Origin of the sequence: Stenotrophomonas maltophilia, from assembly GCF_001676385.1 — a bacterium.
Classification (GTDB): domain Bacteria; phylum Pseudomonadota; class Gammaproteobacteria; order Xanthomonadales; family Xanthomonadaceae; genus Stenotrophomonas; species Stenotrophomonas maltophilia_J.
Window position 1 is genome coordinate 38,088 of record NZ_LYVJ01000004.1, and the last position, 25,438, is coordinate 63,525.

General features: G+C 65.8%; 23 protein-coding genes. 17 read left to right on the forward strand and 6 right to left on the reverse strand.

Annotated elements, in window-relative coordinates; all coding sequences use genetic code 11:
- The first annotated feature begins 1 nt into the window (after position 1).
- A complete protein-coding gene (locus A9K58_RS05980; protein ID WP_081283987.1) occupies positions 2 to 3,400 on the forward strand; it encodes a hybrid sensor histidine kinase/response regulator in 3,399 nt (1,132 codons plus the stop codon).
- A 26-nt stretch (positions 3,401 to 3,426) separates the two neighbouring features.
- Here the strand turns inward: A9K58_RS05980 and A9K58_RS05985 are convergent, their stop codons facing one another.
- On the reverse strand, positions 3,427 to 4,068 hold the full coding sequence (locus tag A9K58_RS05985) for a response regulator (protein WP_065198489.1): 642 nt from the start codon (positions 4,066 to 4,068) through the stop codon (positions 3,427 to 3,429).
- 56 nt (positions 4,069 to 4,124) lie between these two features.
- Between A9K58_RS05985 and A9K58_RS05990 the strand changes: the two genes are divergently transcribed.
- The 12 genes from A9K58_RS05990 to A9K58_RS06045 all read left to right on the forward strand — a co-directional run bounded on the left by A9K58_RS05990 (position 4,125) and on the right by A9K58_RS06045 (position 15,704).
- On the forward strand, positions 4,125 to 4,802 hold the full coding sequence (locus tag A9K58_RS05990; RefSeq protein WP_065198490.1) for a response regulator: 678 nt from the start codon (positions 4,125 to 4,127) through the stop codon (positions 4,800 to 4,802).
- A gap of 89 nt (positions 4,803 to 4,891) precedes the next feature.
- Entirely contained in the window at positions 4,892 to 5,110 is a 219-nt protein-coding gene (locus A9K58_RS05995; RefSeq protein ID WP_155760443.1) for a hypothetical protein, read from the forward strand.
- 99 nt (positions 5,111 to 5,209) lie between these two features.
- Complete coding sequence (locus A9K58_RS06000; RefSeq protein WP_065198492.1) at positions 5,210 to 6,139, forward strand: hypothetical protein; 930 nt, start codon at positions 5,210 to 5,212, stop codon at positions 6,137 to 6,139.
- A gap of 89 nt (positions 6,140 to 6,228) precedes the next feature.
- Complete coding sequence (locus tag A9K58_RS06005) at positions 6,229 to 6,918, forward strand: outer membrane protein (RefSeq protein WP_065198493.1); 690 nt, start codon at positions 6,229 to 6,231, stop codon at positions 6,916 to 6,918.
- Between the two features lie 170 nt (positions 6,919 to 7,088).
- Positions 7,089 to 7,619, forward strand: a complete 531-nt coding sequence (locus A9K58_RS06010; protein WP_065198494.1) for a fimbrial protein — start codon at positions 7,089 to 7,091, stop codon at positions 7,617 to 7,619.
- Between the two features lie 66 nt (positions 7,620 to 7,685).
- Positions 7,686 to 8,429: a fimbrial biogenesis chaperone gene (locus A9K58_RS06015; protein ID WP_081283988.1), complete on the forward strand. Its 744-nt coding sequence runs from the start codon at positions 7,686 to 7,688 to the stop codon at positions 8,427 to 8,429.
- An 85-nt stretch (positions 8,430 to 8,514) separates the two neighbouring features.
- Entirely contained in the window at positions 8,515 to 11,124 is a 2,610-nt protein-coding gene (locus A9K58_RS06020) for a fimbria/pilus outer membrane usher protein (protein WP_065198496.1), read from the forward strand.
- Between the two features lie 56 nt (positions 11,125 to 11,180).
- Positions 11,181 to 12,221 carry a fimbrial protein gene (locus A9K58_RS06025; RefSeq protein ID WP_065198497.1) on the forward strand — a complete coding sequence of 347 codons (1,041 nt, stop codon included), beginning with the start codon at positions 11,181 to 11,183 and terminating at the stop codon, positions 12,219 to 12,221.
- A 39-nt stretch (positions 12,222 to 12,260) separates the two neighbouring features.
- Positions 12,261 to 12,989, forward strand: a complete 729-nt coding sequence (locus tag A9K58_RS06030) for a fimbrial biogenesis chaperone (RefSeq protein ID WP_065198498.1) — start codon at positions 12,261 to 12,263, stop codon at positions 12,987 to 12,989.
- A gap of 102 nt (positions 12,990 to 13,091) precedes the next feature.
- Positions 13,092 to 14,144 carry a fimbrial protein gene (locus A9K58_RS06035; protein WP_231109257.1) on the forward strand — a complete coding sequence of 351 codons (1,053 nt, stop codon included), beginning with the start codon at positions 13,092 to 13,094 and terminating at the stop codon, positions 14,142 to 14,144.
- Positions 14,145 to 14,176: 32 nt separating this feature from the next.
- The gene (locus tag A9K58_RS06040; RefSeq protein WP_065198500.1) at positions 14,177 to 14,884 is read left to right on the forward strand and encodes a fimbrial biogenesis chaperone; all 708 of its coding nucleotides are present in this window, start codon (positions 14,177 to 14,179) and stop codon (positions 14,882 to 14,884) included.
- 463 nt (positions 14,885 to 15,347) lie between these two features.
- Positions 15,348 to 15,704 carry a hypothetical protein gene (locus A9K58_RS06045; protein WP_065198501.1) on the forward strand — a complete coding sequence of 119 codons (357 nt, stop codon included), beginning with the start codon at positions 15,348 to 15,350 and terminating at the stop codon, positions 15,702 to 15,704.
- Positions 15,705 to 16,335: 631 nt separating this feature from the next.
- Here A9K58_RS06045 and A9K58_RS06050 read toward each other — a convergent pair.
- Complete coding sequence (locus tag A9K58_RS06050) at positions 16,336 to 18,534, reverse strand: TonB-dependent receptor (protein ID WP_065198502.1); 2,199 nt, start codon at positions 18,532 to 18,534, stop codon at positions 16,336 to 16,338.
- A gap of 241 nt (positions 18,535 to 18,775) precedes the next feature.
- On the opposite strand from A9K58_RS06050, the gene A9K58_RS06055 reads away from it, so the two are divergent.
- The 3 genes from A9K58_RS06055 to A9K58_RS20030 are packed head-to-tail and all read left to right on the forward strand — an operon-like array spanning position 18,776 to position 20,639.
- Complete coding sequence (locus tag A9K58_RS06055; RefSeq protein ID WP_065198503.1) at positions 18,776 to 19,378, forward strand: TetR/AcrR family transcriptional regulator; 603 nt, start codon at positions 18,776 to 18,778, stop codon at positions 19,376 to 19,378.
- A 12-nt stretch (positions 19,379 to 19,390) separates the two neighbouring features.
- Complete coding sequence (locus tag A9K58_RS06060) at positions 19,391 to 20,503, forward strand: DNA glycosylase AlkZ-like family protein (RefSeq protein WP_231109258.1); 1,113 nt, start codon at positions 19,391 to 19,393, stop codon at positions 20,501 to 20,503.
- Positions 20,504 to 20,516: 13 nt separating this feature from the next.
- Complete coding sequence (locus A9K58_RS20030; RefSeq protein WP_269194760.1) at positions 20,517 to 20,639, forward strand: hypothetical protein; 123 nt, start codon at positions 20,517 to 20,519, stop codon at positions 20,637 to 20,639.
- Positions 20,640 to 20,737: 98 nt separating this feature from the next.
- Here the strand turns inward: A9K58_RS20030 and A9K58_RS06065 are convergent, their stop codons facing one another.
- The 3 genes from A9K58_RS06065 to A9K58_RS06075 all read right to left on the reverse strand — a co-directional run bounded on the left by A9K58_RS06065 (position 20,738) and on the right by A9K58_RS06075 (position 22,688).
- On the reverse strand, positions 20,738 to 21,331 hold the full coding sequence (locus A9K58_RS06065; protein WP_065198504.1) for a mechanosensitive ion channel family protein: 594 nt from the start codon (positions 21,329 to 21,331) through the stop codon (positions 20,738 to 20,740).
- Between the two features lie 5 nt (positions 21,332 to 21,336).
- The gene (locus A9K58_RS06070; RefSeq protein WP_065198505.1) at positions 21,337 to 22,203 is read right to left on the reverse strand and encodes a glucose 1-dehydrogenase; all 867 of its coding nucleotides are present in this window, start codon (positions 22,201 to 22,203) and stop codon (positions 21,337 to 21,339) included.
- Between the two features lie 101 nt (positions 22,204 to 22,304).
- Positions 22,305 to 22,688: a sensory rhodopsin transducer gene (locus A9K58_RS06075; RefSeq protein WP_065198506.1), complete on the reverse strand. Its 384-nt coding sequence runs from the start codon at positions 22,686 to 22,688 to the stop codon at positions 22,305 to 22,307.
- Positions 22,689 to 22,747: 59 nt separating this feature from the next.
- Between A9K58_RS06075 and A9K58_RS06080 the strand changes: the two genes are divergently transcribed.
- A complete protein-coding gene (locus A9K58_RS06080; RefSeq protein ID WP_065198507.1) occupies positions 22,748 to 23,734 on the forward strand; it encodes a TIGR03885 family FMN-dependent LLM class oxidoreductase in 987 nt (328 codons plus the stop codon).
- Here A9K58_RS06080 and A9K58_RS06085 read toward each other — a convergent pair.
- Positions 23,704 to 25,287: an alpha-amylase family glycosyl hydrolase gene (locus A9K58_RS06085; RefSeq protein ID WP_065198508.1), complete on the reverse strand. Its 1,584-nt coding sequence runs from the start codon at positions 25,285 to 25,287 to the stop codon at positions 23,704 to 23,706. The genes A9K58_RS06080 and A9K58_RS06085 overlap by 31 nt on opposite strands.
- Positions 25,288 to 25,438 lie beyond the last annotated feature (151 nt).

Below are 25,438 nucleotides of genomic sequence, written 5' to 3' on the forward strand. Positions count from 1 at the left end.
CATGCACCCTCCCATCAGGATCAAGGTCGTGACAGGCTCGGATGCAGCGCATGACCCGAACGCGTCGGGCGTGGCCACGCGCCTGGATGACCTGCGCAAGCTGCGCCGCAGGCTGTTGTTCGGTGGTGGCGCCCTGATCACCGTGCTGGTGCTGCTGGCGGCCATCGTCAGCTCGATTGCCGACGTGGAGGAGTCTCATGCCCACGAGCGGCAATCATTCAATGAAGCGCGTGCGGCGATCGATTACTACCTGTACCAACGCGACCGTGCCTACGCCGCTACCATCAACGGCAATGATGTGCTCTGGCGCGACCAGCGCGCCGCATTGGTGCAGGCCGGTACTCCGCTGGCTGAGCGCTTCCAGGCCCAGGGGCAGGAGGTTGTGGTGCGGGCCGAAGGCCGCACCGCCGTGCCGTGGCTGGTGCTGGGCGCGCGGGACAATCCACTGCCGCCCGACGAGCTGAAGGCCTATCTCGGGATGATCGACATCTACTCGGCCTACACCGCCGACTCGATCACGTCGCAGGAGTCACCTGGCCCGGTGGCGATGTACGCGTATGAACCGCAGGGGCGGTTGCTGGCGGTCTCCAATGTGCGCGACGAGGCGCAACTGCTGCAGACGTTGGGCGTGGCGACCCGCCAGCAGGCGTTTGCCCGCCTGCTGCGTGATGAAGCGCAGATCCGGCGGCTGTCGCCGCGGCCGGGCCCGATCCGGGCCGCTTCGCGGGAAGGCCGGCTGTTGTCGCGCTATGGCGTCAACCCCCTCAATGGCCAGCCATCGCTGGTGGGCATGGTCACCATGGCCGAGGGCACCACGCCGTACTTCCGCAGGGTGGTGTTCGAGTCGATCGACAACGTCAAGGCCCGCCTGGCCTCGCGCCAGCAGGGCCGCTACCTGATGCTGGCCAGCGATCACAGCGTGGTACTGGCGACCGGCGGGCTGTCGGGCCAGGAACAGGCACTGCTGTCCAGCGCGGCCGGCAATGTCGAAGCCGGTACGCCGACGCGCCGCTACGCGCAGGGTCGCTTCATCCTGACCAGCACCCTGCCGGGCGTGGACTGGACGCTCAACCACGTCTACGACTGGCGCGACGTCTGGGCAGTGCAGGGTCCGTACCTGCTGGCGCGATCGATCAGCGCGGTGCTGATCATCGGCCTGCTGTGGTGGCTGCTGCGGCGCATCGACCGCCGGGTGTTCACCCCGGCATTGGCCGATGCCGCCCGCGTCTACGAGAGCGAGGCCCTGAGCAGGACCATCCTGAACACCGCCCCGGTGGGGCTGGCGCTGCTGGCGCGCGACACCGGCAACCCACTGCTGCAGAACGATGCCGCGCGTGAACTGGTCGGCGCTGCCGCTGACGCGCCGGTGCCGCTGTACGCGCGGCTGGCCGAGCTGGGGCGCAGTGCCGCGGCCGATGACGTGCTGGAACTGCACTGGTCGCCTGACGACCAGGCTCACGGTACCCAGCTGCAGGTCAGCATCGCCCAGGCCAGCTACCGCGACCAGGCGGTCTGGGTCTGCGCGCTGAGGGACGTGACGGCACAGGCCGAACTGGAAGAGAACCTGCGCCAGGCACGCGAGGACTCCGAGGCGGCGCGGCAGTCGGCCGAGGCCGCAAACCGGGCCAAGTCGGCCTTCGTGGCCACCATGAGCCATGAGATCCGCACCCCGCTCAACGGTGTGCTCGGCCATCTGGAACTGCTGGCGCGCTCGCCCTTGCAGCCTGGCCAGCGCGAGCGGCTGGACCGTATCCGCTTCTCGGCCGATGCGCTGATGGGGATCATCAGCGACGTGCTGGACTTCTCCAAGATCGAAGCGGGCCAGCTGGATGTGGAGCCGATCCCGTTCGCACTGCGCCCCTTGATCGAGGGCGTGGCACTGTTGTTCGCACCCGACGCGCTACGCAAGGGGGTGCGCCTGTATTTCACGGTGGAGACCCCGCCGGGCTTGGCCTGCGTGGGCGACATGCATCGCATCCGCCAGATTCTCACCAACCTGGTGGGCAACGCGGTGAAGTTCACCGAATCCGGGCGCATCCTGTTGCGTGCCACCCTGGAAGAGACCGCCGGCCAGCGCACGCTGCTGCGGATCCAGGTGGTCGACTCCGGCATTGGCATGAACCCGGAACAGGCCGCGCAGTTGTTCCAGCCTTTCCAGCAGGCCGATGCCAGCGTATCGCGTCGCTATGGCGGCAGCGGGCTGGGCCTGGCCCTGTGCCAGCAGCTGGCCCGGGCGATGGGCGGGCAGGTATCGGTGGAAAGCACCGAAGGGGTCGGCAGCAGCTTCACGCTGCTGCTGCCGGTGCGCACCGAAGCGCTGGTGCCCGCACCCGCGCAGCCGCTGCACGGGCGCGCGGTCACCGTGCTCTCGACCACGCCCGAATGGCGCGGCGAAATGGAGCGACTGCTGGCGGCGTGGGGGGCGGTCACCACCGTGCTCGACCAGCCGCAACCGGATGTGCACGGCGACGTCCTGCTGATCGTCGGCGACCATCGGGCCTGGGCAGCGGAAGAAGAACAGCGGTTGATGCGTGCGCATGCGCGCACGGTATATGCCCACGCGCAGGGCCCGCTTGCCGCAGAGATGCGCGGCGATCGCATTGAAGTGAGCAGCTACGCCAGTGACGCGCTGCTGGAGGCATTGGGCAGCGCAGAGCGCGCATCGGCACCGGTGCCCGGGCCGGTGCAGGCTGCTCCGACCCACTCGAGGGGCCGCGTGCTGCTGGTGGAAGACAATGCCGTGAACCGGGAGCTGATCCAGCAGCAGCTGGAGGAGCTGGGCTTTGCGGTGGACGCGGCAGAGCAGGGTGAGGCCGCACTGGCACTGTGGCAGGATGGCCTCTACCAGGCCGTGCTGACCGACATCAACATGCCGGTGATGGATGGCTATGCACTGGCGCGCGAACTCCGGCGTCGCGGCCATTCGCTGCCGATCCTGGCGATCACGGCCACCGCCCTGGCCAGCGAGCGCGAGCGCTGCCTGGCCGCAGGCATCGATGATCTGCTGCTGAAACCCTTGAACCTGGAACGGCTGGAAGCGGGCCTTTCGAAGGTGCCTGCGGAGCCGGCGCAGCCCCCCCAGGCGCCGGCCACCGCCCCGGTGCGGCCCACCGTTTCGGCGGCTATCCGCCGCATCTTCGTCGAGACCGGCGACAAGGACCTGCTGGCCATCGCCGAGGCGCGCGCAACCGGGAATGGACAGCATCTGCTGGAGCGTGTGCACGCCTTCAAAGGCGCGCTGCAGATGCTGGGCGAGAAACGTCTGGCCGCGCAGTGCGGTGTCATCGAACTCTCATTGCGTGACGGCGAGGACGTTGATGCGGACGCGCTCGATGCGCTGCACGCCGCGTTGCGGGACTGCCTGGACGCGTATCGCCGCGACCTGGAGCCGCCGCCGTGACCCTGTCCGCGCCCCCCTGGCGCCGCTCAGGCGCTCTTCAACCCCAGGTCCACCGCGAAGGTATGCAGCTCGGCATCGCTCTCGATGCCCAGCTTGCGCATGGCATTGATCTTCTGCGTGCTGACCGTCTGCTTCTTGCGGTCCAGCTTCCGCGCGATCTCGGCCACGCTCAGGCCGGAAATGAACAGCGCCACCACTTCCTGCTCGCGCGGGGTCAGCGCGGTCACGCGGCGGCGCTCCTTGCGCTTGAGCAGTTCCGCAACTCCCGGCGACAGGTAGCGACGGTGCGCATAGACCGCCATCACCGCCGCCTGCACATGCTGCAGGTCATCGCCCTTGCTGACGATGCCGGGTACGGCGCGGGCGTCGAGCTGGTGCAGCAGGGCAGGTTGGTCCAGGCCGGTCATCACCACGACGCGCAGCTGCGGGAAATGCGCATGCAGGTAATCCAGCAGCGCCAGGCCGTCGCCATGCAGCCCCCCCGGCATGGCGTAGTCGGTCACCAGCACATCACAGGGCTCGCGCTGCAGCAGCTCGACCAGTTGCGTGGAATCGGCCACCGCACCAATGCAATGCAACGCCGGCGCCTCGTCCAGCGCGCTCTGCACCCCCAGCCGGATCACCGGGTGATCGTCGGCAAGTGCAACGCGAATGGCCAGCTGGGTCATGGAATCGGGTGTCCGGTCAGTTTCAGTAGTACGAACCGCTTCAAGGAGAACGCAGCATGAGCATCCGCATCGTCATCGCCGATGACCATCCCGTCATTCTGGCCGGCATAAACGAAGCGCTGGGCAGCGAGCCGGGCATCAGGGTGATGGCTACCGCCGAGGATTCTACGGCATTGGTCGACGCATTGAGCAAGCTGCCGGTGGATGTGGCCGTCACTGATTTCTCGATGCCGGGCGGCAAATATGGGGACGGCGTGGCGCTGATCGGCTTCCTGCGTAGGCGCTTTCCCAGGGTGCCGCTGGTGGTGCTGACCGGTGTGGGCGGCCGGCAAGTGCTGGCCGGCATCCGCAAGGCCGGGGTGTCCGGCATCGTGGCCAAGGCCGACCCGGCCGGGGAATTGGCCGCGGCCATTCGCGCTGCAAGTGCAGGCAATGCCTATCTGTCGCCTGACATCCAGCAACAACTGGCGGGCGAGGTCGATGGCACCGAGGCCGCACTGACCAAGCGTGAGGCCGAAGTGCTGCGGTTGCTGGCCGAAGGCCTGAGCCAGACCGAGATCGCTGCCCAGTTGCAGCGCAGCCGGCAGACCATCAGCACGCAGAAGAGCTCGGCGATGCGCAAGCTGGGCCTGCGCCGCACGGCCGAGATCTTCGAATATGCGGTGCGCACCGGCGTGGTCTCCGCTTCGCAGGCCATGCGCGGGCGGCGGGTGGATGATGAGACGCCGACGTGATGCGGCCGCCATATGGGCATCGTCCGATGGAAATGCCAGAGCAGGGGCCTAGGGTGGGAAGGCCTATCGATGAATCCCACGGAGCCGCCGTGCCCGCCTCGCTTGACGTGCGAATCGCCTCCCTCATGTCTCGTTTCTCGCAGCTCACGCCGGTGGGGCAGAAGCGTTTCATGGAGCTGCTCAATGCGTACTTGTACGCCTCGCCGTCACAGCGCCGGCAGTTGCGGCGGAATTGGCAGGCCATCAGCAGCGATGACATAGGTGATCTCGATCTGGCGGGTGAAGATAGCGTGAAAAAATCGAACTAGTCAGACAGATTGGGCTGCGCGCTGACGGCATTCTTGGCCACGTCGCAGCTCGGGCCGTCGGAACGGGTGATAGCGGCATCCATTCCATCGAGCTATTGCATGTCCAACATCAAGACTAGTTCCTTCCGCCTTGCCGCCGCCCTGGCGGCCTCCCTGGTGTCATTCGCCGCGTCTGCGACCGAGGCCGATCTATCGCCACCCTTGAATGGCGGCAGCGGTGATATGCCCTCGGGCTACAGCCAGTTGAACTTCTTCATTGGTGACGGCTATTGGGCGCCGGAACTGCGCCTGCCGGTGGCGCCGTCGGCCAACGACCGCGTGATGGCGGATACCGTGGCAACCTTCGGCGCGCGGTTCAGGCTGGATGACACAGCATTCGCCGTGGCCGGCGGCATTGCGTTCAACAGCCCTGATACGCTGCGCTTTGCCTGGAGTGAGGGCGCCAGAAAATGGGATCTGTTGCCAGGAGGCAAGGCGCGTGTCCTTATCGGTCCAAATCGCCCGGAAGATCGCGTGCCGGCGTCGAACCACGCGCTCACCCAGTACACCATGGAAAATGGTCGTCATGCAGGCATCCTGCACCTGCCTGCATGGGCGCCGGAGCACGCGCTGCTGTCGGTGTCCAATCGCGCCCAGTGGGGCACCACGATCGTTGCCGACGGGGTGCCGTTTGAGCAGCGGGCATGCAAGGGCGGCCAGGACTGCACCTTCATTTTCGACGGCACGAAGCAGCAGTGGTCGAAGCTGGAAAAGCGTGATGTCATTCGACCGATGGCCCAGCTTCCGTTCCCGTCTGCCAGCCGGGTCAACGTTGTCACGCGTGCCGTTGATGTCCATCCGCTGGAGATGACCCTGCCGGCCATGGCCGTGCACGGTGATGTGTACACCTTCCTGCATACCCATCCCAACGATACCTATCAAGTGATGCCGGCTCACACCAGCATGACCACAGCGCTGGTGTTGCCTGAAGGACAGGAAGTTCGCTTCCGCTTCAACCGGCCGATGACCCGCTGGGAAAAGATCGACTAAGCGCTCTTAGGTAACTGACTACCCGCTTGCATGGTCGCTCCGCCCTGGGGTGGCCATGCCGTGCATTTCCGGAAATAGAGAGAACTGAAATGAACAAGAACTTCATCCTGCTCGCCGCAATGATATGCGGGGGATTGATGTCCACCGAAGTCTGCGCTGCTGATGCCGCACAGGGCCACTACGCAACGATCCGCGTGACCGACGCGCATCACCAGGCTCGCAACATGGATGCCAGTGCGCGCCCGGGCATCGGCCAGTTCGTGGCGGGCGACCAGCGCCAGCACTTTACCACCGGCTCTGTGGGATTGGGCTATGCATATGGCAACGGCTGGCGCACGGAGGGCGAGTATGTCGCTCGTCGCACCGACACCTACACCAGTGGTTCCAGCGTGTTTGCCACCAGCTTCAATAACCACGACGTGCGTTCGCAGCGGTTGATGCTCAACGTGTATCGCGACTACGCAATCAACGGCGCGTGGTCGGTGTATGGCACTGCTGGTGCCGGCCTGTCGCAACTGCAGTCGGGCGGCTGGCAGGGCAACGAAGGGCGCCAGTACGCCAAGGCCACCCGAACCGGCTTGGCCTGGTCGTTCGGTGCGGGCGTGTCCTACTCACCGACTGAACGCCTGGTGATGGATCTGGGTTACCGCTACGCGGATCTGGGAACCGCCGAAAGCGGCTGGAATACCTTCGGCAACGCCCGTGGCCTGCAGGACGAAAAGATGAGCCTGAATCTGATCTCGCGGGAACTCCTGCTGGGCGCGCGTTTCAGCTTCTGAATCCCTCCTCTGCGGGGTCTCCGTACGCGCCCGAATTTTAGTCGTCGTCCTATGCCTGGGGTGGGCGGTCATCTCTAGCATTTGATCCCGAAGGCAACGCCCCTTCACTCAAGCCCAGTAACGCGCGGCTTGAACACCATACTCCAATTTTCAACAGGAAACTCATCAACATGAACAAGATTGCAATTGCCCTGTCCGCCGCGCTGTCGCTGGGCCTGGCTGCTTCGGCCAACGCCGCCAGTGCCGACGTCACTTTCACCGGCGAAATCCTTGATGCCACCTGCGCGATCGGCGTGGGCACCGGAACCAGCACTGCAGTACCCCTGCGCAAGGTCGCTATTGCCGACCTCGCCGGCGGCGTCACGGCGCGCTCGACTCCGTTTGACCTGGTGGCCGGTGGCACCGCGGGTGGCTCCTGCCCGGACGGTGATCTGAAGATGGTGTTCAGCGGCGCCAACATCAACACTGACGGCAAGCTCGACAATACCAGCACGGGCGCTGCGGACGCCAAGAACGTGCAGCTGGTTCTGGCACACAACGGCACCGAGCTGGATCTGAACACCGCCGAGATCACCGGTACGGTCGCAGCGGGTACGGGCACGACTACCTACAAGATGGAAGCCCGTTATGAGCAGAAGGGCAGCACGGCTGTCACCAAGGGCGCCTTCACCACCGCAGTGAAGGTCGACGTCTTCTATTGATGACGGCCTCCGTGCCGATGCCGAGCGCATCGGCACGGGAATCGGATTCTTCGAGGGAATGACACCATGTGTAACTTCAAGCGAAATCTGCTGGCAGGTGCGCTGTGCTCTTTGGGGTTGATCAGTGCCGTTCAGGCCCAGGCCGCAGTGACCATGATGGGCACGCGGGTGGTCTTTGACGGCGACACCAATGAAGTCACGGTCCGGTTGCAGAATGTGGGCGAAATGCCGTCGCTGGTGCAGGTATGGATCGACGATGGCGACGCCAATGCGGCCCCTTCGTCCCTGAAGGTGCCCTTCATTGTCCGGCCACCCGTGTTTCGCATCAACGGCGGGAAGTCGCAGGTAATCCGCATCGCGAAGGCCGGCGAGGACCTGCCCGGTGACCGTGAGAGCCTATTTGGCTTCAACGTGCTGGACATGCCCGCATCGGCGCCGACGCAGAACAATGATGAAGGTGCGACGCTTCAGTTGGTCGTGCGCACCCGGGTCAAGTTGTTCTACCGGCCCAAGGGTCTGACGCGCGCAGCAGCCGCCAAGGCGCCAACGCAGCTGCAGTGGCAGGTAGTGGATGAAGCCGGCGCCCGTGCATTGCGCGTAAGCAATCCCACGCCCTATCACGTCATCCTCAAGAAGGTCGTTTCTGCGGGCGTCGCGGCGGATGAGACGGTGATCTCACCGCTGTCCAGCCACAGCTACCGCCTTGCGCCACAGCAGCACCAAGCACTGAAGGACTCGATCAACTTCGAGTACGCGGCCAGTGACACCGGCGTCGTGATCAAGGCCCAGGCGCCGCTGTCCCGTCCCTGACCGACGCAACTTCTTCCCATCCTTGTTGTCATCCGGGTCGGTATCGCCCCGGGCGGCCTGCTGCGTCCATGCCCCGGAAACTGCCATGAACAATCGCCACCCACACCTGCTGCCGCGCCATAACCGCCTTGCCGCGGCTGTGCTTGTCGCACTGCTGCCGGTGGGCGCGCTGGCTGCACCTTCGCTGGAATTCAACACCGCATTCCTGCACGGTGCCGATAGCGGCCAGATCGATATCAGCCGCTTCGAAACCGACGGGCTGTTGCCGGGTACCTACAGTGCCGACATCATCGTCAACGACGTTTCGGTGGGGCGGCGCGAGATCGAAGCTCGCACCATGGAAAGCGGCGAAGTGCGAGTCTGCCTGGACCCTGCGCTGTTCGACATGCTGCCGCTGAACATGGGCAAGCTGGAGGCTGCCCGCCAGCAGCATGAAGGCGAGCCGTTGCTGGCGTTTCCGCAGGCCCCGACCTGCGAGGCGCTGTCCCGTTTCATTCCTTCAGCGCTCGCCACGCTCGACGCGGGCGAGCAGCGCCTGGAGATCTCCATTCCGCACGCCTATGTGGACTCGCGCCGCGAAGGCTGGGTGGATCCGTCGCGCTGGGATCCGGGCATCAATGCGCTGCTGCTGAACTACCACGTCAACCATACCGAGATGGAGCAGGGTGGGCGGCGCGTCAATCATACCGGCGCCAGCCTGGACGCCGGCCTGAATCTCGGCGCGTGGCGGTTCCGCCACAGCGGCTACTTCTCGCAGAACTCCAATGGTGATCGCAGCTATGTAGCCAGCCGCAGCTACGCCGAGCGCGAAGTGCGCCGCTGGAACGCACAGCTGACGCTGGGTGAGTCATCCACCGCAGGCGATCTGTTCAGTTCGGTCAACTATCTGGGCGCCAACCTGCGTACCGATACGCGCATGCTGCCGGAAATCTACGGCAACTATGCACCCATCGTCAGCGGTGTCGCGCAGACCAACGCCAGGGTTACCATCAGCCAGCGTGGCCGGGTCATCCGCGAGATCACCGTGGCGCCGGGTCCATTCGAGATCGATGATCTGAGCAACACGTCAGGCGGCGGTGACCTGGAAGTGGAAGTGACCGAGGCCGACGGGCGCGTGGAGCGCTTCGTGGTTCCCTATGCGTCAGTGCCGCAGCTGCTGCGCCAGGGCCAACAGCGCTCCAGCCTCACCGTGGGCACGCTGCAGGGCACCTCGCACGACGAGCCCGCGTTCGTCGAAGCCACCGTGCGACGTGGCGTCGGCAGTGGGTTCACCGGCTACGGCGGTGCGCTGGTGTCCGAGGGGTATCATTCGCTGGTGCTCGGTGGTGCGCTGAATACCCGCATCGGTGCCTTCGCTGGCGACGTTACGTTCTCGGATACCCGCTTCTCCGACCCGGTTGAGGGGTTCGGCAAGAGCATGTGGGGGCAATCCTACCGCTTGGCCTACAGCCGCAGCTTCAACGCCGCCACGAGCTTTACCCTCTCGGCCTACCGCTATTCCACCGACGGCTTCCTGAGCTTCAACGATGCGGCGCGCCTGCGCGAAGACATTGCCAACGGTAACGGCGCAAGGAGTGTAATGCGCCAGCGCAGCCGTCTGGACCTCACCGTCCGCCAGCGCATTGGCAAGGGCACGCTTTCGCTGACCGGCAACACCACCGACTACTGGAACGAAAACCGGCGTACCACCAATTTCTCGCTGGGCTACAACGGGCAGATCGGTCGGGCGAGCTACAGCATCAGCGCACGACGTACGCTGGAATCTTCACTGTTCAACAGTGGTGCCCAGCGCCAGAGCACCGGTGCCTTCCTGACGCTGAGCATGCCGCTGGGCGTGGCCCCACGCGCACCACGCCTGAGCGCCAGTGCCGGCAGCGACCGTACGGGCAACAGCTACCGCTTGGGCGTTGGCGGCAACTTTGGTGAGGAACAACAGGGAACCTACAGCGCATCATACAACCGCAATCCCACTGGCAGTGACCTGAGCGCCAACGTGGCCTACTTGACGCCTGCCGCGCAGCTGGGCGTGGGTTGGGACAAGCGCAGCGGTGGCCAGCAGCTGGGCCTGTCGGCCAGCGGTGGGCTGGTACTGCACTCAGGCGGGCTGACCTTCAGTCAACGCCTGGGCGATACCGTGGGCCTGGTTCATGTGCCGGACGCCCAGGGCGCGCGAGTGGGACACATGAGGGGAATCAAGACCAATCGGCAGGGTTATGCGGTGGTCCCGTACCTGAGCGCCTATCGACTCAATGAGATTTCCGTGGACCCGCGGGGGCTGCCGCTGGACATCGAATTGAAGAGCGGCTCGGTAACGGCGGTGCCCACCTCCGGCGCCGTGGTCCGCGCGGTCATTCCGACTGCCAGCGGCCGAAGCGCGCTGATCGAGGCGCTGCAGGGCAATGGCGAGCCGCTGCCGTTTGGCCTGGACGTTGTCAATGACGACGGCGAAGCCGTGGGCGTGGTTGGCCAGGGCAGCCGCCTCTGGGTGCGTGGCATTGATGTGGCGGGACAGCTGCACGTTGATCTGGGGGGGGCAGCGGGCCGCTGCACCATCGAATACGACCTCGACCGGAGTGCCGACGGAATGCTGCTGCTGTCGCGCTGCGAATCCAGCTCGATCGCGGATTCCACGGTGGACCCGAATGCCGCGCAGGCGGCTCGGCCGACCGTGCGGGAGGAGGTCGCTGCCCGCTGAGCCGGGTGGCGGCCGTTCCCATGACATTTCATTCAACGAACAAGGCAGGACACATCATGAGCCAGATCCGCCCTGCAAGACCCATCGTCTCCGCCCGCGGCTGCATGCTTGCGCTGCTGTTGGCAGGGGGCCTCCCTGGCGTGGCCGCTGCATGCACGCCGACGCCATCGGACATGGACCCCTCCGCAGGTACACCAAGATACTGGGAGTACACGGGCGACAGGGAGCCCCTGATGGGATGGATTGAGGTCTGGGGAAGCGCGGCCATTCCCAGCAATCAGCTCTACCGAGGCTGCGCAACTGACGCGTCGGTCTTCTACGAACCCATTGAATTCAGCCCGGACTTGACCTATGCAGGCTACGAGGTGGATGGCGCAGCGGTCTTTCACGTTGGCACACAGCTCGGCGTTCAGTTCCAGATTGCGACCCATGACGGCAGCGGAAACTGGTATGGCTATCAGAATGTTGGCGCTGGGGGACTTGAGCTGAACGGCTATCACGCTAGCGGAAATGTCTTCATAAAGATCCGGTACAGGTACATCGCCACGGCCTACCCTTCTTCCGACAGGTTGGAAGCGGGCGAATTCTCGTGGAACTTTACCAATCTCTCGAGGCCCGCCCTGAGCTACAGCAAGACGACGAACACGCATGTCATCCATAAGTATGTTCCGCCGCCGGAGCCCACCTGTTACTTTTCCGCGAACCCGCCGAAGACGCTGCCGCTTCCCGATGGTCATGCCATGAAAATGAAGAACCCGGGAGACAGCAGTGACCCCGTCAGCTTTTCCTGGCGCTTCGGCTGCAATTCCACCTCACCTGGAGCTGAAATTGTCTACACCCCGACCACGAATTATTCGGGGCTGGCGACTGGGCGCATGGCGATCGAGGCGGGCGCAGACGCGGCTGAAGGCGTTGAGATTGAAGTGCGACGTGCGACCTCCTCAACAGCGACGAAGGCGCCGGTCAGGTTTGGCTCTTCTTATTATCGCGGGACATCAGGAACCGAATATCTGGATGTGCGCTATGTCCGGACTACTGGTGATCTGAAAGCCGGGTTGGCCAACGCAGGGCTCAAGATCGAGGTGGACACTTACTGAGGGTGGCGGCCGTCGCGGCCCGTCGCCACGGGAGACGCAATGATGATGCATGTTCTGAAGTGGTTGTTGCTTGCGTGTGCAGGAGCGGTTCCCGCTGTTGCACATGCGGACCTGGCCGTGCACAGGACGCGCATCGTGCATGCCGGTGGCGAGGCAAGCACGACGCTGCGCATCTGGAACCAAGGGAAGACCGCGTCGCTCGTGCAGGCATGGATAGACGCCGGAGATCGCAGTGCTTCGCCGGAACAGCTCAGGCTGCCATTTGCCGTGGTGCCGCCCTTGCTTAGGTTGCAGCCAGGGGCAAACCGGGATCTGCGTGTGCAGCTGGTCAATGCGGCCGGGCTGCCGCAGGACCGTGAATCGGTGTTCTGGCTGAACATACTGGACGTGCCCGGCAGAGCCAAAGATGCGGGGTCACCCGCTTTCGAGTACTCGGTCAGGTGGCGGCTGAAGCTGTTTCATCGCCCGGCCGGGTTGCCCGGGAGTGCCTCGGAGGCAGCCGACGGCCTGCGTTGGAACGTCGAAACGTTGCCGGACGGTCGGCTTCGGATCCATGCCCGCAATGACAGCCCCTATCATGTGAGTCTTGCGGAGGTGACAATGGGCACTCAGCCGCTGGAGGTAGGGGCAGATCAGGCGCTGGTGTCGCCATACTCCGACTGGTCGCTTGACGCACCCGCGCAGGGCGCGCGATCTGGCTTGGAGGACCTGGAGTTCGTCTGGATAGACGATCAGGACGAGCGGCACATGAGCAGGGCTGCATTCTGACGCATTCCCGGGACGGAGTGCGGGGACCATGGACGGCCCTTTCATTGTTGGCCGGTTAGGTGGATTATTGGCAGAACCCGGCCCAGTGATCCCAAGGTTCCCATGTCGGCCAGTGCCTTACGTTCGAGCCGATGGAGCAGCAGTACCCGTTGCCGTGGCGCATGGGTTACCTTTGGCTGTATCGCCGCGCTGCTCATGCACTCTCAACACGCGCATGCTGCCCATTGCGATGGTGGCGCCTATCCCGAAACCGAGATCCACCCACCCGGGCTGGTGGAGTTTTCGGCAAAGGGCGTCGAGGTGGGGCAGGGTCTGAGCCCCTGGATCGCCACCAACGGGGGAGGGCGAACCGCCGAATTCCATTGCACCGCAGATGTGCCCATCAGCTATCGCATCGAAGGACATGGTGGGTACGTGGCTCGGTATAACGAGAGCGGTGAGGAGTATCTGGTCTATCCTACCGGCGTTGCGGGCGTCGGCGTGGTCATTGGTGCGGTGTACTTCCGCAGTGTGGGAAGCAGGCCCAAACCCGCAGGCTACTACGAACACGAGGCTTATTCCGGCGCCAGCGGGATTGGCTATATCGGCGCAACCTTCTTCATCAAGTACGTCCGTACCGGCGACATAGCCAATGGCAGTGCTGCCACCAGCCGGGAGATGGTGATCGAGGCCCGGCTGTACGAGTCAGGGTCGGGCAGCCCGCTGCGCAAGCAGGTCTACATCATGCCAACCACGCTGAAGATCCAGGATCGGCCCAGCTGCAGGGTTCGCCCCCAGAACGTTGACATGGGCAGGATCTTCGTGGGGTCGTTCAAGGGCGTCGGTACCACCGCTGGCGAACGCCGTTACGAGGTGGTACTGGATTGCGAGGCGGGCGTAGGGCAAGTGAATTTCCAGGCGGCTCCGACCACACCGGTGCTGGATACCGAACAGGGGCTGGCCGAGGCCAGCGGTGGGGTGCAGGGCGTGGGGTACCAGTTCCTGCTGGGCGACGGTTCGCCCATGCGCTTCTATGCGACGCACGAGTTTGGCTATGGGGCGGCAGGGGCGTCGGTGCTGAGCAAGACCTTTGGCGTGCGCTACCGGCAAGTGTCCCCCACCATCCTGCCTGGGCATGCAAACGCGGGCTTGACCTATACGCTCATCCTTCCGTGACGGGGGGGGCGAATGACAGAACGGAGGCAGGCATGAGCAGGTCCGTCGGTTTGTGGTGGTGCGCGATTGCCCTCATCCTCGCAGTTGCCGCCGCCGCGCGGGGAGAGGTCACCGTTGAAAGCACCCGCACGGTGTATCCGGCCGCACAGCAGGACGTCAGCATCCACTTGAAGAACGATGGGAATATTCCTTCGCTGTTGCAGACCTGGATCTCCGATGGCGACCTTGAACAGGCCCCGGAGGCGTCCAATGCGCCTTTCATCATCGACAAGCCACTGCTTCGGCTGGAGCCGCACGGTTCCTACAACCTGAGGGTCCGGAGCATTCCGCAGCGTGCGCCTCGCGAAAAGCGCGAGTACCTGTATTGGTTGAACGTGCTGGAAATCCCACCCCGTGAAGCGGGCGCCGACAATGCCGTGCAGGTTGCCGTGCGTTTGCGCATGAAGGTGTTCTATCGCCCGGAGGGGGTGGGGGCCCCGGAAAATCCCGATGCCCGCGTATCCATGAAGGCAACGGTGGAGGGCCTGCAGATGCACAATGCCTCCCTCCATTACTTCAACATTGGTGAGATGGCACTGGCCTCGCCAGAGGGGGAGCGTCAGGTCGGCAGTTTCTATCTGGAACCGGGCCAGACCCGTACGCTGCCACTGCCTGCGGGGTCGAAGGGACCGCTTACAGCCGTGCGTTATGCGTGGGTGGACGATGACGGCGTCCTGCATCTACAGCGGCGTGATCTCTGAGGTGGGTCTGTCGCCATCGGCGCTGTAGTCGACTTGAATGCCATGGCCGGTCAAGGAATGCGCGCCGTGTAGACAGATGAGGAGCGCCCGGACAGGGGAGGCGCAAGTAGTTGAAAAGTCGGGCCTGTTGTCGATATGCGACAATAGCGCCGCTGCGTGAAGATCACGGTCTGTGCACTCGGGTTGCTTGGCGCCTGCCCCCCCGATGTGCGCATGATGGAGTGCCACCGAAAAAGGGTGGCCGGGTGTGGAAACCCGTCGAGAAAGTGGTGTTTACGCTTACCAGCCGGCGTCGCCTTGTGCGGCGCCGGCTGGTAATCCGTCCGTGCTTTATGGCGGGCGGTACGTGAGGTGCGCGCAAGTGCATCTACCCGAGCTGCCACGCTCTCGCGGGTTTCCACCACGTACCGTCCGCCGCCTTTGTTAAGGCGGTGGTCCCGCATGCCTTGCACGGAGACCTGCCATGAACGCATCGGAGTTCCCCCATCAGCACGCCCCGGCCAATGCCGATGAAGGGCACGACATCGCGTCTGATCCCAACAGCCTGATGGCCCTGCTGCTTCGCATCGGCCTGGGCGCCGCGGCCGACGGCCAGCCTTGGCCCGAGCGCCACCAGCTGCCCGGCCGCTGCCTGGCGTTGGCCGATGCCGATGGCGCACTGGCCGGGCTGCGCATCGTGCAGGAAATCCTGCTGGCCGCCGAACGCGCCCGCCAGAACGGCGGCCCGGAGCAATACGTGGGCGATCGCGTGATGGAAGGGCTGAAGCTGGCGGCATTGGCGTTGACCAGCCATGCCATCTATCGCCTGCAGCCGGAATGAAACGCAGATCCACACCTTGCGTGAATGCTATTCGCGGATTGCCTGATGACCTGTAGCGAGCCTACGCTCGGCTCAGCGGACGAAACGGAGCCGAGCATGGCTCGGCTCTACAGGAGATCCACGAGCGTAGAACCACGCCATGCATGGAGGCCGTTCGCGGATTGCCTGATGACCTGTAGAGCCGAGCCTACGCTCGGCTCAGCGAACGAAACGGAGCCGAGCATGGCTCGGCTCTACAGGGGATCCATGAGCGTAGGACCACGCCATGCATGGATGCCGTTCGCAGATTGCCTGATGGCCTGTAGAGCCGAGCCCATGCTCGGCTCAGCGGACGAAACGGAGCCGAGCATGGCTCGGCTCTACAGGGGATCCACGAGCGTAGAACCACGCCGTGCATGGATGCCGTTCGCGGATTGCCTGACGACCTGTAGAGCCGAGCCTACGCTCGGCTCAGCGGGCGAACGGAGCCGAGCATGGCTCGGCTCTACAGGGGATCCACGAGCGTAGAACCACGCCATGCATGGATGCCGTTCGCGGATTGCCTGATGGCCTGTAGAGCCGAGCCTACGCTCGGCTCAGCGGACGAAACGGAGCCGAGCATGGCTCGGCTCTACAGGGGTTCCACGCCAGCTCAGAAATCCATCGTTGCCGACAGCAGCACCGTCCGCGGTGCACCCAGTGCCAGGCTCGACAACAACGGCATGCCCCAGTACGCCTTGTTGGTCACGTTGTTCACCGTGGCCCGCAGTGCAAGCGGTCGTCCTGCCATCGTCGTGCTGTAGCGCGCGCCCACGTCGAACAACGTGCGCCCCGGCACCGACAGGCGGTTGTCGGCACTGATGTACTGCTTCGACATCGACGTGGCATTACCTGTCAGGGTCAGGCCTTCCAGCGCGGGCACATCCCACTCCACGCCCAGCTTGGCCTGCCGCTGCGCCACGGCGGTGGCGATGCGCCCTTCATTCACGCCGCCCGCCGTGCGGGTCAGCTTCGGCTGCACGTAGGCCACGCCACCCAGCAGACGCACGCCGTCGATGGGAGTGCCGAAGAAGCCCCATTCCACGCCCCGGTTACGTTGTTCGCCGCCAAACGAGAAGATGTTCGTGACCGGGTCGGTGTAGCTGCTGGGCCGTTTGATCTCGTACACGCTGAAGGTGTGCGCGAAGCTGCCCAGGTCCAGCTTCAGGCCCAGCTCCTTCTGCCTGGTGTGGAACGGTGCGAACACATCGCCGGCATTGGCGGCGGTCATCGGCGCGGTGGCGCCCTGGCTGAGGCCTTCGATGTAGTTGGTGTAGAGGGAGATCGTGTCAGTGGCCTTCACCCGCAGGGCCGCTGCCGGCGTGGTTGCACTCTCGTCGTAGCGCGAGGTGCGTGCACCCGTGGACACATTGAAGGTCTCGCTGACCACTTGCTGGCGGCGCACGCCCAGCGTCAGTTGCACGCGGTCATCGGCGAAGGCAAGGGTGTCGGCGAAGCCGACGCTGTCCAGCTTCAGCTCGGTATGCGAGATGTGCGGTGCCACGAACGGCGCGGCCGGGCCCCACACCGGGTTGTAGAGGTTGGTGGTCCAGTCCCAGCCCGGCACGCTGCGGCGGCCGTAGTCGTTCTGGGTGTGCTGGTAATGGGTCACGTTGGCGGCCCACTGGTGGCCGACGCTGCCCGTGCGGAAGCTGCCACGCAGGCCAGCATCGGCGGATTGCTTCTTGATATCGAAGGCGAGCTGGCCGATCACCGTGCTGAAGTCGCCGGCCGGGTTGAGGATCTGCGCGCTGATCGAACCGTTGTAGCGGTAGTCGGTCCTGCTGCTGCCGTAGGCCAGGTAAGCCATCAGGCTATCGTTGATATCCAGTTCGCCCCGCAGCATCGCGCCCTTGTCCCGGCTATCCACGTAGGCCCAGTCCGGGTTGATCAGCGTATCGCCGCGTGGCGGGCGCGGAATGGCCACGCCCGGTGCCAGGCCCACGCCACGCGCCGGACCGTCCACGCGGTCGTCGGCGCTGTACAGATCGGCCGAAAGGCGCGCGCGTTCGCCGCGCCAGTCCAGCGCCAATGAACCGAGCTGCACCTTCTTGCGCTGCTTGCCGACCGCGCCATCCCCATCACGGTACGCGCCGTTGAAGCGGATGCCGAACTGCTTGCTGGCACCCAGGCGGCGGCCGGCATCCACATGGGTACCGAACTGCGCATCGGAGGCGAAATTGGCACTGACCCGCAGCAATGGCAGCTCACCCGCACGCTTGGGCACCAGGTTGACGCTGCCACCCACCGAGCCACCCGGCGGCATGCCGTTGAGCAGCGCGGACGGCCCCTTCAGCACCTCGATGCGTTCGAACATTTCCGGCGAGGTGCGGTAGTACGGCGCCATGCCGATCAGGCCATGGAAGGTGGTGTCGCTGGTGCTGGAGGCGAAGCCGCGGATCGCGTAGTTCTCGCTCCACGCACCGGTGACGCCGTTGCTGAAGACGGTGGGGTCGGTGGCGGCGATGACGTCGGTCAGGTCCTTGGCCTGGCGGTCGCGGATGAAAGATTCGGTGTAGCTGATCGTGCTGAACGGCGTGTCCATGAAGTCCTTGTCGCCGAGCAGGCCGACGCGGCTGCCAGCCGCGACCTGGCCGCCGGCATAGTCACCCGTGACGCGGCGCTGTTCCTGCACCTGCACCGAGGGCAGGGTGGATGGCGCGGTTTCGGCCAGCGCGGCTGGCGATGCCAGCAGGGCCAATGCCAGGGCCGAAACCCGGTAGCGCCGGGCCACGCCCGGCGGATGCCCCAGGACAGGGTCTGCCGGGGGAGCGGGACGACGCGGCGGGGAAGTGAGGTTGAACACGGTCATGCCAGGTTCCTGTGGATCGCAGGTGCGACGGCGCCCGGCGCGCGGCCATCGGCTCGCACGGGATTGGGGCGCGGTGCAGGGTTGTTGGCTGGGTGGAAACCTGGCGGGAAGGTGAGCCTTGGGCTCGGTTGCCAACGGCGCGCCGGTGACGAACCCGACGCATTCCGAATTAGTTGAGTACAATAAACTAAATTGAGCGAAGCGGACAAGAGGGTCCTTTTGCTGGCACCCTCAGCCCGGTATGAGCATGCACCCCGAGATCCCGGCACCGGCCCGTGGCCGTCCCCCTACCATCACTCCGGAACGCCTGGCCGACATCGGCATCCGCCTGGGCTTGCCCAACCTGACCATGGCCAAGGTGGCTGCCGAGCTGGCGGTGACCCAGGCGGCGCTGTACAAGCGCGTGGCCAACCTGGAGGCGTTGAAGCGGCTGGTGGCCGAAGCCGTGTTCCAGCGCTGGCAGATTCCCCGCGCCTCGGCCGATGCGCCGGGTGGCCTGCAGGGCTACCTGACGGTGTTCGTGGAGTCGCTGTGCGCAGTGGTGAAGGCGCACCCGGGGCTGCCGCCCTACCTGTTGCGGCGTTCGGTGGCCACGACGCCGATGCTGCAGAAAATTGCCTCGCACCAGGCGCATGTGGCCGAGGTCTTCGGCCTGCCGGCGGACAAGGCGCGCTGGTTGCTGGCGACGATCGCGTTCTACTGCATCGCGGGTGCGGACACGATCTACGCGATTGCGGACGACGAAGAAGGGCAGGTGATCACCGAGTTCAAACAGGGCATGCGGGCGCTGGTGATCGGTTCGTTGCAGATGTTGGATGCGGACGACGCGGACGGATTGCCGTGACCCCATCCACGCATGGCGTGGCTCTACAATGCGGCCATGCCTGCCACGCCAACCCTTGAAGATCTGCGCCGCTACGCGGTGGCGCGCACCCTGTTCAAACCGACTACGTTGATGTCCGCGATCCGGCGGCTGGGCTTCGTGCAGGCCGACCCGATCCGCGCGCCGGCACGGGCGCAGGACCTGACCCTGCGGCACCGGGTAAAGGACTACCGCGCAGGCGATCTTGAGCGCCGCTACGCGCGCCTGCCGGTGGAAGAAGATTGCCTGGTGAACTACGGCTTCCTGCCACGCGAGCATCTGTCACTGATGCACCCGCGGGTGGCCAAGCGCGTATGGGACGCCGAGACCCATCGCCGCGCCGCCGACGTGCTGGCCTTCGTGCGCGAGCGCGGCAGCGTGCACCCGCGCGAGGTTGACCAGGCCTTCGCGCATGGGCGGGTGACCAACTACTGGGGCGGCACCAGCAGCGCCAGCACGCATCTACTGGATGGCATGCACTACCGCGGCATGCTGCGCGTGGCGCGGCGTGACAACGGCACGCGCATCTACGCCGTGGCCGAGCATGCCGAGGCGGATGCCAGCGAGCAGGCGCAGGTTGAACGCGCGGCCGCCCTGATCGATCTGGTGGTGCGCAAGTACGCGCCGCTGCCGTCGGCCAGCCTGACCTACCTGGTGCGGCTGCTGGGCTACGGCGCACCGCATCTGGCCGAGCAGACCCGCAAGGCATTGGCACTGGCCAAGCAGCAGCTGGCCAGCTGCACCCTGGACGGCACCCGCTGGTACTGGCCAGCCGAAGAGAACCCGCGCTCGCGCCGGCATGCACCGGACGAGCAGGTGCGCCTGCTGGCGCCCTTCGACCCGATGGTGTGGGACCGCCGCCGCTTCGAACTACTGTGGGGCTGGGTCTACAAGTTCGAGGCGTATACGCCTGCGCCGAAGCGCCAGTACGGGTACTACGCATTGCCGGTGCTGTGGCATGACCAGGTGGTGGGCTGGGCCAATCTGAGCGTGCGCGATGGCGAACTGGCGTCGAACGTGGGCTATGCCGGCAGGTCACTGGCCCGCGACAAGGTGTTTCGTGGTGCATTGGACGATGAGCTGCAGCGCATGGCCGCGTTCCTGTAGCGCCAAGCGGCGCATGGGTACCTATCCGGTGCTGGCCGCGTTGGTGTGTTCGTCTGTGATCGCGCTGGGCTTCGGCTGCTTCCCGGCACACAGTGCTGCACAGCTGGACCCTACCCAGGCATTGACGGCGGAATAGGGCCGCTCGCTATGGCACCTGTAGAGCCGAGCCCGCGCTCGGCTGCACTCCGTTCAGGTCGCGCTGCAAGCCGAGCATGGGCTCGGCTCTACAGCTGCTCAGCGCACCTTGCCTTTGCTTGGCACGCTTCCCGGCAGCTGGGAGTTCCCGCCGTCACCCCAGTGGCGGGTGATGCGCTGGAAGAACAGCGAGTTGGGCACGCGCAGCAGGCAGCCGCGGGCACCTTCGCCGCGGTCACTGAGCGTGGTGTAGATCAGGTTGATGTCTACCACCCGGCCACACAGGCCTGGCTTGTCGACGCTTTCCAGCACCTCGATGGTGTCGTTGATGCGGAACGGGCGCGTGGCCACGATCAGGAACGAACAGAACAGGTTGGACAGCACGCTCCAGGCTGCAAAGAACGCCACCGCACCGACGGCCATGAACCCGGTCAGCGCGGTCCACAGCACCGAGCGCGAAACGCCCAGCCGCTCCAGTATCAGCAACGCGGCCGCCAGATACAGCAACAGTGCGCCGCCCCGGCGCAGGCCCGCGTGCAGCTCGGGCGCCAGCCGGCCACGCTGCCGCGCCTGCACCAGCAGCCATGCCAGTGCGCGAACCATCACCCATGCGACGCCGAGGATGGCCAGCACCTCGGCCACCGGCACAACCACGGTCAGCCAGTCCTCGATCCAGGCAGGCAATCCGGTCATGGAGGCTACAGCGTCGCCGCGCCGCCCGAGATGGTCAGCAGTGCACCGGACGTATAGCTGGCGCTGTCCGAGGCGAGCATCACGTAGGCCGAGGCCAGTTCGGCCGGTTGCCCGGGGCGGCCGAACGGCGTCTGCGCGCCGAACTGCTCGACCTCTTCGGCGGCCATGCCTGCGGGAATGAAGGGCGTCCAGATCGGGCCGGGCAGCACGGCGTTGACGCGGATCTGGTGCTCGGCCAGCAGGCCGGCCAGGCCCAGTGTCAGGTTGGCGACGGCGCCCTTGGTCGCAGAGTAGGGCAGGATGTTCGGCGTCGGCCGCTTCGAATTGACCGACGCGGTATTGATGATCGCGCCACCCCCGCGCAGGTGCGGTACGCACAGGCGGGTCAGGTTGAACACCGCATGCACGTTGGTATCGAAGGTGCGCTTCCAGTCATCCAGGGTGATGTCGTCAAAGCTGTCGTAGTAGCGCTGGTAAGCTGCGTTGTTGACCAGGATATCGAGGCCGTCCAGCTCGCTGGCGACGCGGTCCACGAGCGAGCGCGCCTGTGCCGGGTCGCTGATGTCGCACGCCACCAGCACGGCCTTGCGCCCGGCCTGTTCGATCTGTTGCTGGACGTGGCGGGCATCCTCCTGTTCGCCGTCGAGGAAGGCGATGGCCACATCCGCACCTTCGCGCGCGAAGGCAATGGCCACGGCCGCACCGATGCCGCTGTCGCCGCCGGTGATCAGCGCTTTCCTGCCCTGCAGCAGGCCATGGCCGCGGTAGCTGTCTTCGCCGTGGTCCGGGCGGGGCTGCATCGGCGCGGTCTTGCCGGGAAACGACTGCTGCTGGGCCGGGAACGGCGGGCGTGGATAATCGGCGACGGCCATCGGGGCTCTCCTGCGGGAAACAGGCATCCAGTCTGTGCGGTGGTGGGTAAACGAGCCGGCGGTGCGACGTGGTGATGGTGTGCACGGTCCCGCAGCAGGCTTCACAGCGGATGGGCGATGGTGGTCATGATGCTGTTGGCCGGTTGCCGCGAATCCAGCCGCGTGTGCTGCACGATGACCGGCTGGTCGGATTCGATGAGGGTGGCAAAACCGGTGCCGCGCGGCACGGGTTCGGGATCGTCCAGATCGTTGAAGCGCAGGTGCCGCGTGCGCCGGGCGCGCACTGTGATCCGGTAGGGGCCGACCGGATCGCGATCCTCGAAATACAGCGTGAGCGTGACTTGCGCGTCGGTGCTGCCGGCGTTGAGCACGCAGCAGGTTTCGTGACTCTGCATTTCCGGCGAAGGGCCGTTGCTCCATGCCGGAATGTAGCCCTCGGCGATGGCCCAGCGTCGATGCCCGATGCAGGAAGTGTTCGTTTCCATGACATGGTTTTAGCTGGCGGGGTGTTGCCATCGTGTCCAGTTCCTGCCCGGAAACCGTGATGACCATTGGATACCATGCCTCGCATGAGCAGTTTCCCCCGGCAACGCTGCTGGGCCTGGCGCTGCGCGCCGAACAGGCCGGGTTCGAGGCGCTGATGTGCTCGGACCACTTCCATCCCTGGACGACGGCGCAGGGGCAGTCCGGCCATAGCTGGGTGTGGGCCGGCGCGCTGGCCGTGCAGAGTGCGCTGACGCTGGGCATGGTGACCTGCCCGATGCTGCGCCAGCACCCCGCATTGGTGGCACAGGCGGCCGCGACGCTGGAGCAGTTGGCGCCAGGCCGCATCTGGCTGGCCTTGGGCACGGGCGAGGCCTTGAACGAGCGCGTTACCGGGCAGGACTGGCCGCCGAAGCCGGAACGGCAGAAGGCGTTGCGCGAGGCGGCGGAAGTGATGCGGCGGCTATGGAGCGGCGAACAGGTGGACCACCGCGGCGCCTTCGCGGTCCGGCAGGCGCGCCTGTACAGCCGCCCGGCGCTGCCACTGCCGTTGCTGGGTGCGGCCGTGACCGAGGACACAGCGCGCTGGATGGGCAGTTGGGCCGATGGCCTGATCACCATCAGCCAGCCACTGGCGCAGCTGCGCCGCGTGGTCTCCGCGTTCGAAGCGGGCGGCGGCAGGGGCAAGCCGATGTACCTGCAGGCCAAGCTGTCCTATGCGCGCGCCGAACAGGCGGCGCTGGAGGGCGCACTGGAGCAATGGAATGCCAATGTGCTGCCGCCGGCGCTGGCCGAAGGCCTGGACCAGCCCGAACAGTTCGAGGCCCAGGCGCGATCCATCGGCGCCGACGTGCTGCGCCGGCACGTGCATGTCTCGGCCGACCTCGGCCGGCATCGCGGCTGGCTGCAGGAGCTCCAGGCGCTGGGCTTCGATCGCATCTACCTGCACAACGTGAACCGCGAGCAGGACCGTTTCATCGATGACTTTGCCGAGCACGTGTTGCCGGCACTGCGTACTCAGGCGCCTTCGGCGGCCAGCCACGCGTAGCCATGCCCCTGCAGGTGGCAGCTGTTGCGATCCAGCCGCGCACGGTGCGCCACCAGCACGCGCCGTGCCGGCAGCGGCAGGGGAACATCGACCGGGGCGGTGCCGAAGTTGACCAGCGCCAGTGCCTGCGCGGGTGATTGCCCATAGCGCAGCAGCAGGACCGCAGGCGAGGGCGGGTCGAGCGTGTGCGGCCCCTGCTGCATGACCGGGTGCGCATTGCGTTGCTGCAGCAGTTCGCGCACGCGTTGCAGCAGCGAGTCCGGCTTCGCGCGTTGCGCCTCGACATTCACCCTGCGGTAGCCGTAGGGGCCGTCTGCCGGTGGCGCGCGCCAGGCATGCCGCGGTTGATCCGTGAATCCTGCCCCTGGGCGGTCGTGCCACTGCATGGGCATCCGAACGGCGTTGCGCTCGGGCAGCTCCAGGCAGTCGCCCAGGCCGATTTCCTCGCCATAGCGGATCACCGGTACCTGTCCCAGCGACAGCAGTGCGGCCCAGGCCATCGCCTGCCAATCGGCGTCACCCGACAGCATCGGTGCCAGCCGGCGACGGATGCCGCGGCCATAGATGCGCATGCCGGGCTCGGGTGCGAAGCGCTGCATGACCTCATCGCGTTCACCGGGCTCCAGTTGTTCCAGGTCCAGTTCATCGTTGTTGCGCAACCAGGCGATGCGGGTGTGTGGCGGTGCGTGCGGGCCGTACTCGGCCATGACCCGGGCCACTTCGCTGGCATCGCCACGTGCCAGTGCAAGGAAGAAGTGATTGTTGAGATGGAAGTCGAGCAGGTGCGACAGGCGCCGGCCCTGGCAGAGGAAGTCGCCATACCGCGCGGCACTGACATCGGCCTCGCCGATGAGTGGCAGGCCCGGCTGCTGCGCGTCGGCGGCGGCGCGCATCACCTCCAGCAGCCACAGGCCGTCGTCGCGCGGATCGGCGTGGCGGGCGCGCTCGGCCATGTAGGGCACGGCATCGACGCGGAACCCGGCCACGCCACGCTGCAACCAATGCGCCATCACCCGCAGCAGTTCGTCGCGTACCGGTGCATGGGCCAGCTCCAGGTCCGGCTCGTGCCGGTAGAACATGTGGCGATTGAAGGCGGCGGCCTCGGCGTCCCAGGTCCAGGTGGCGGCCTCGATCGGTGGAAACATCGGTTGCAGGCCATCGTCGGGCACGTGGTCACACCACAGGTACCACGGCCGCCACTGCGGGTCGCCCCGTTGCGCCGCGACGAACCAGGGGTGCGCGCTGGCGGTGTGCTGCATCACCAGTTCGACGATGATGCCGATGCCACGCGCGTCGGCGGCGGCCACCAGCCGCCGGAACGCGGCGTCATCGCCCAGCCGTGGGTCGATGCGGTAGTGGTCGGTGACGTCATAACCGCCATCGCGGCCGGCGTTGCAGTAGAACGGCAACAGCCAGATGTGGCTGATACCGAGCCAGTGCAGGTAGTCGAGCTTCTCGGTGACACCGTCCAGGGTGCCCCAGCCGCGACCGTTGCTGTCCCGGAACAGGTGAGGGTCGACCTGGTAGATCGCGCGCAGCGGACGCACGGTCATGGGCATGGCCTCCGCAATCGTTCGTCGGCATCCAGACTGCGGCGTGCCCCGGCAGGGGACCGTGAACCGCGTGCATGTGCACGATGACGGCGCCTGCACGGATCATGCATGGAGGGGGGCGCACAGTGGAGCGCCCGCCGGCCGGCTACCG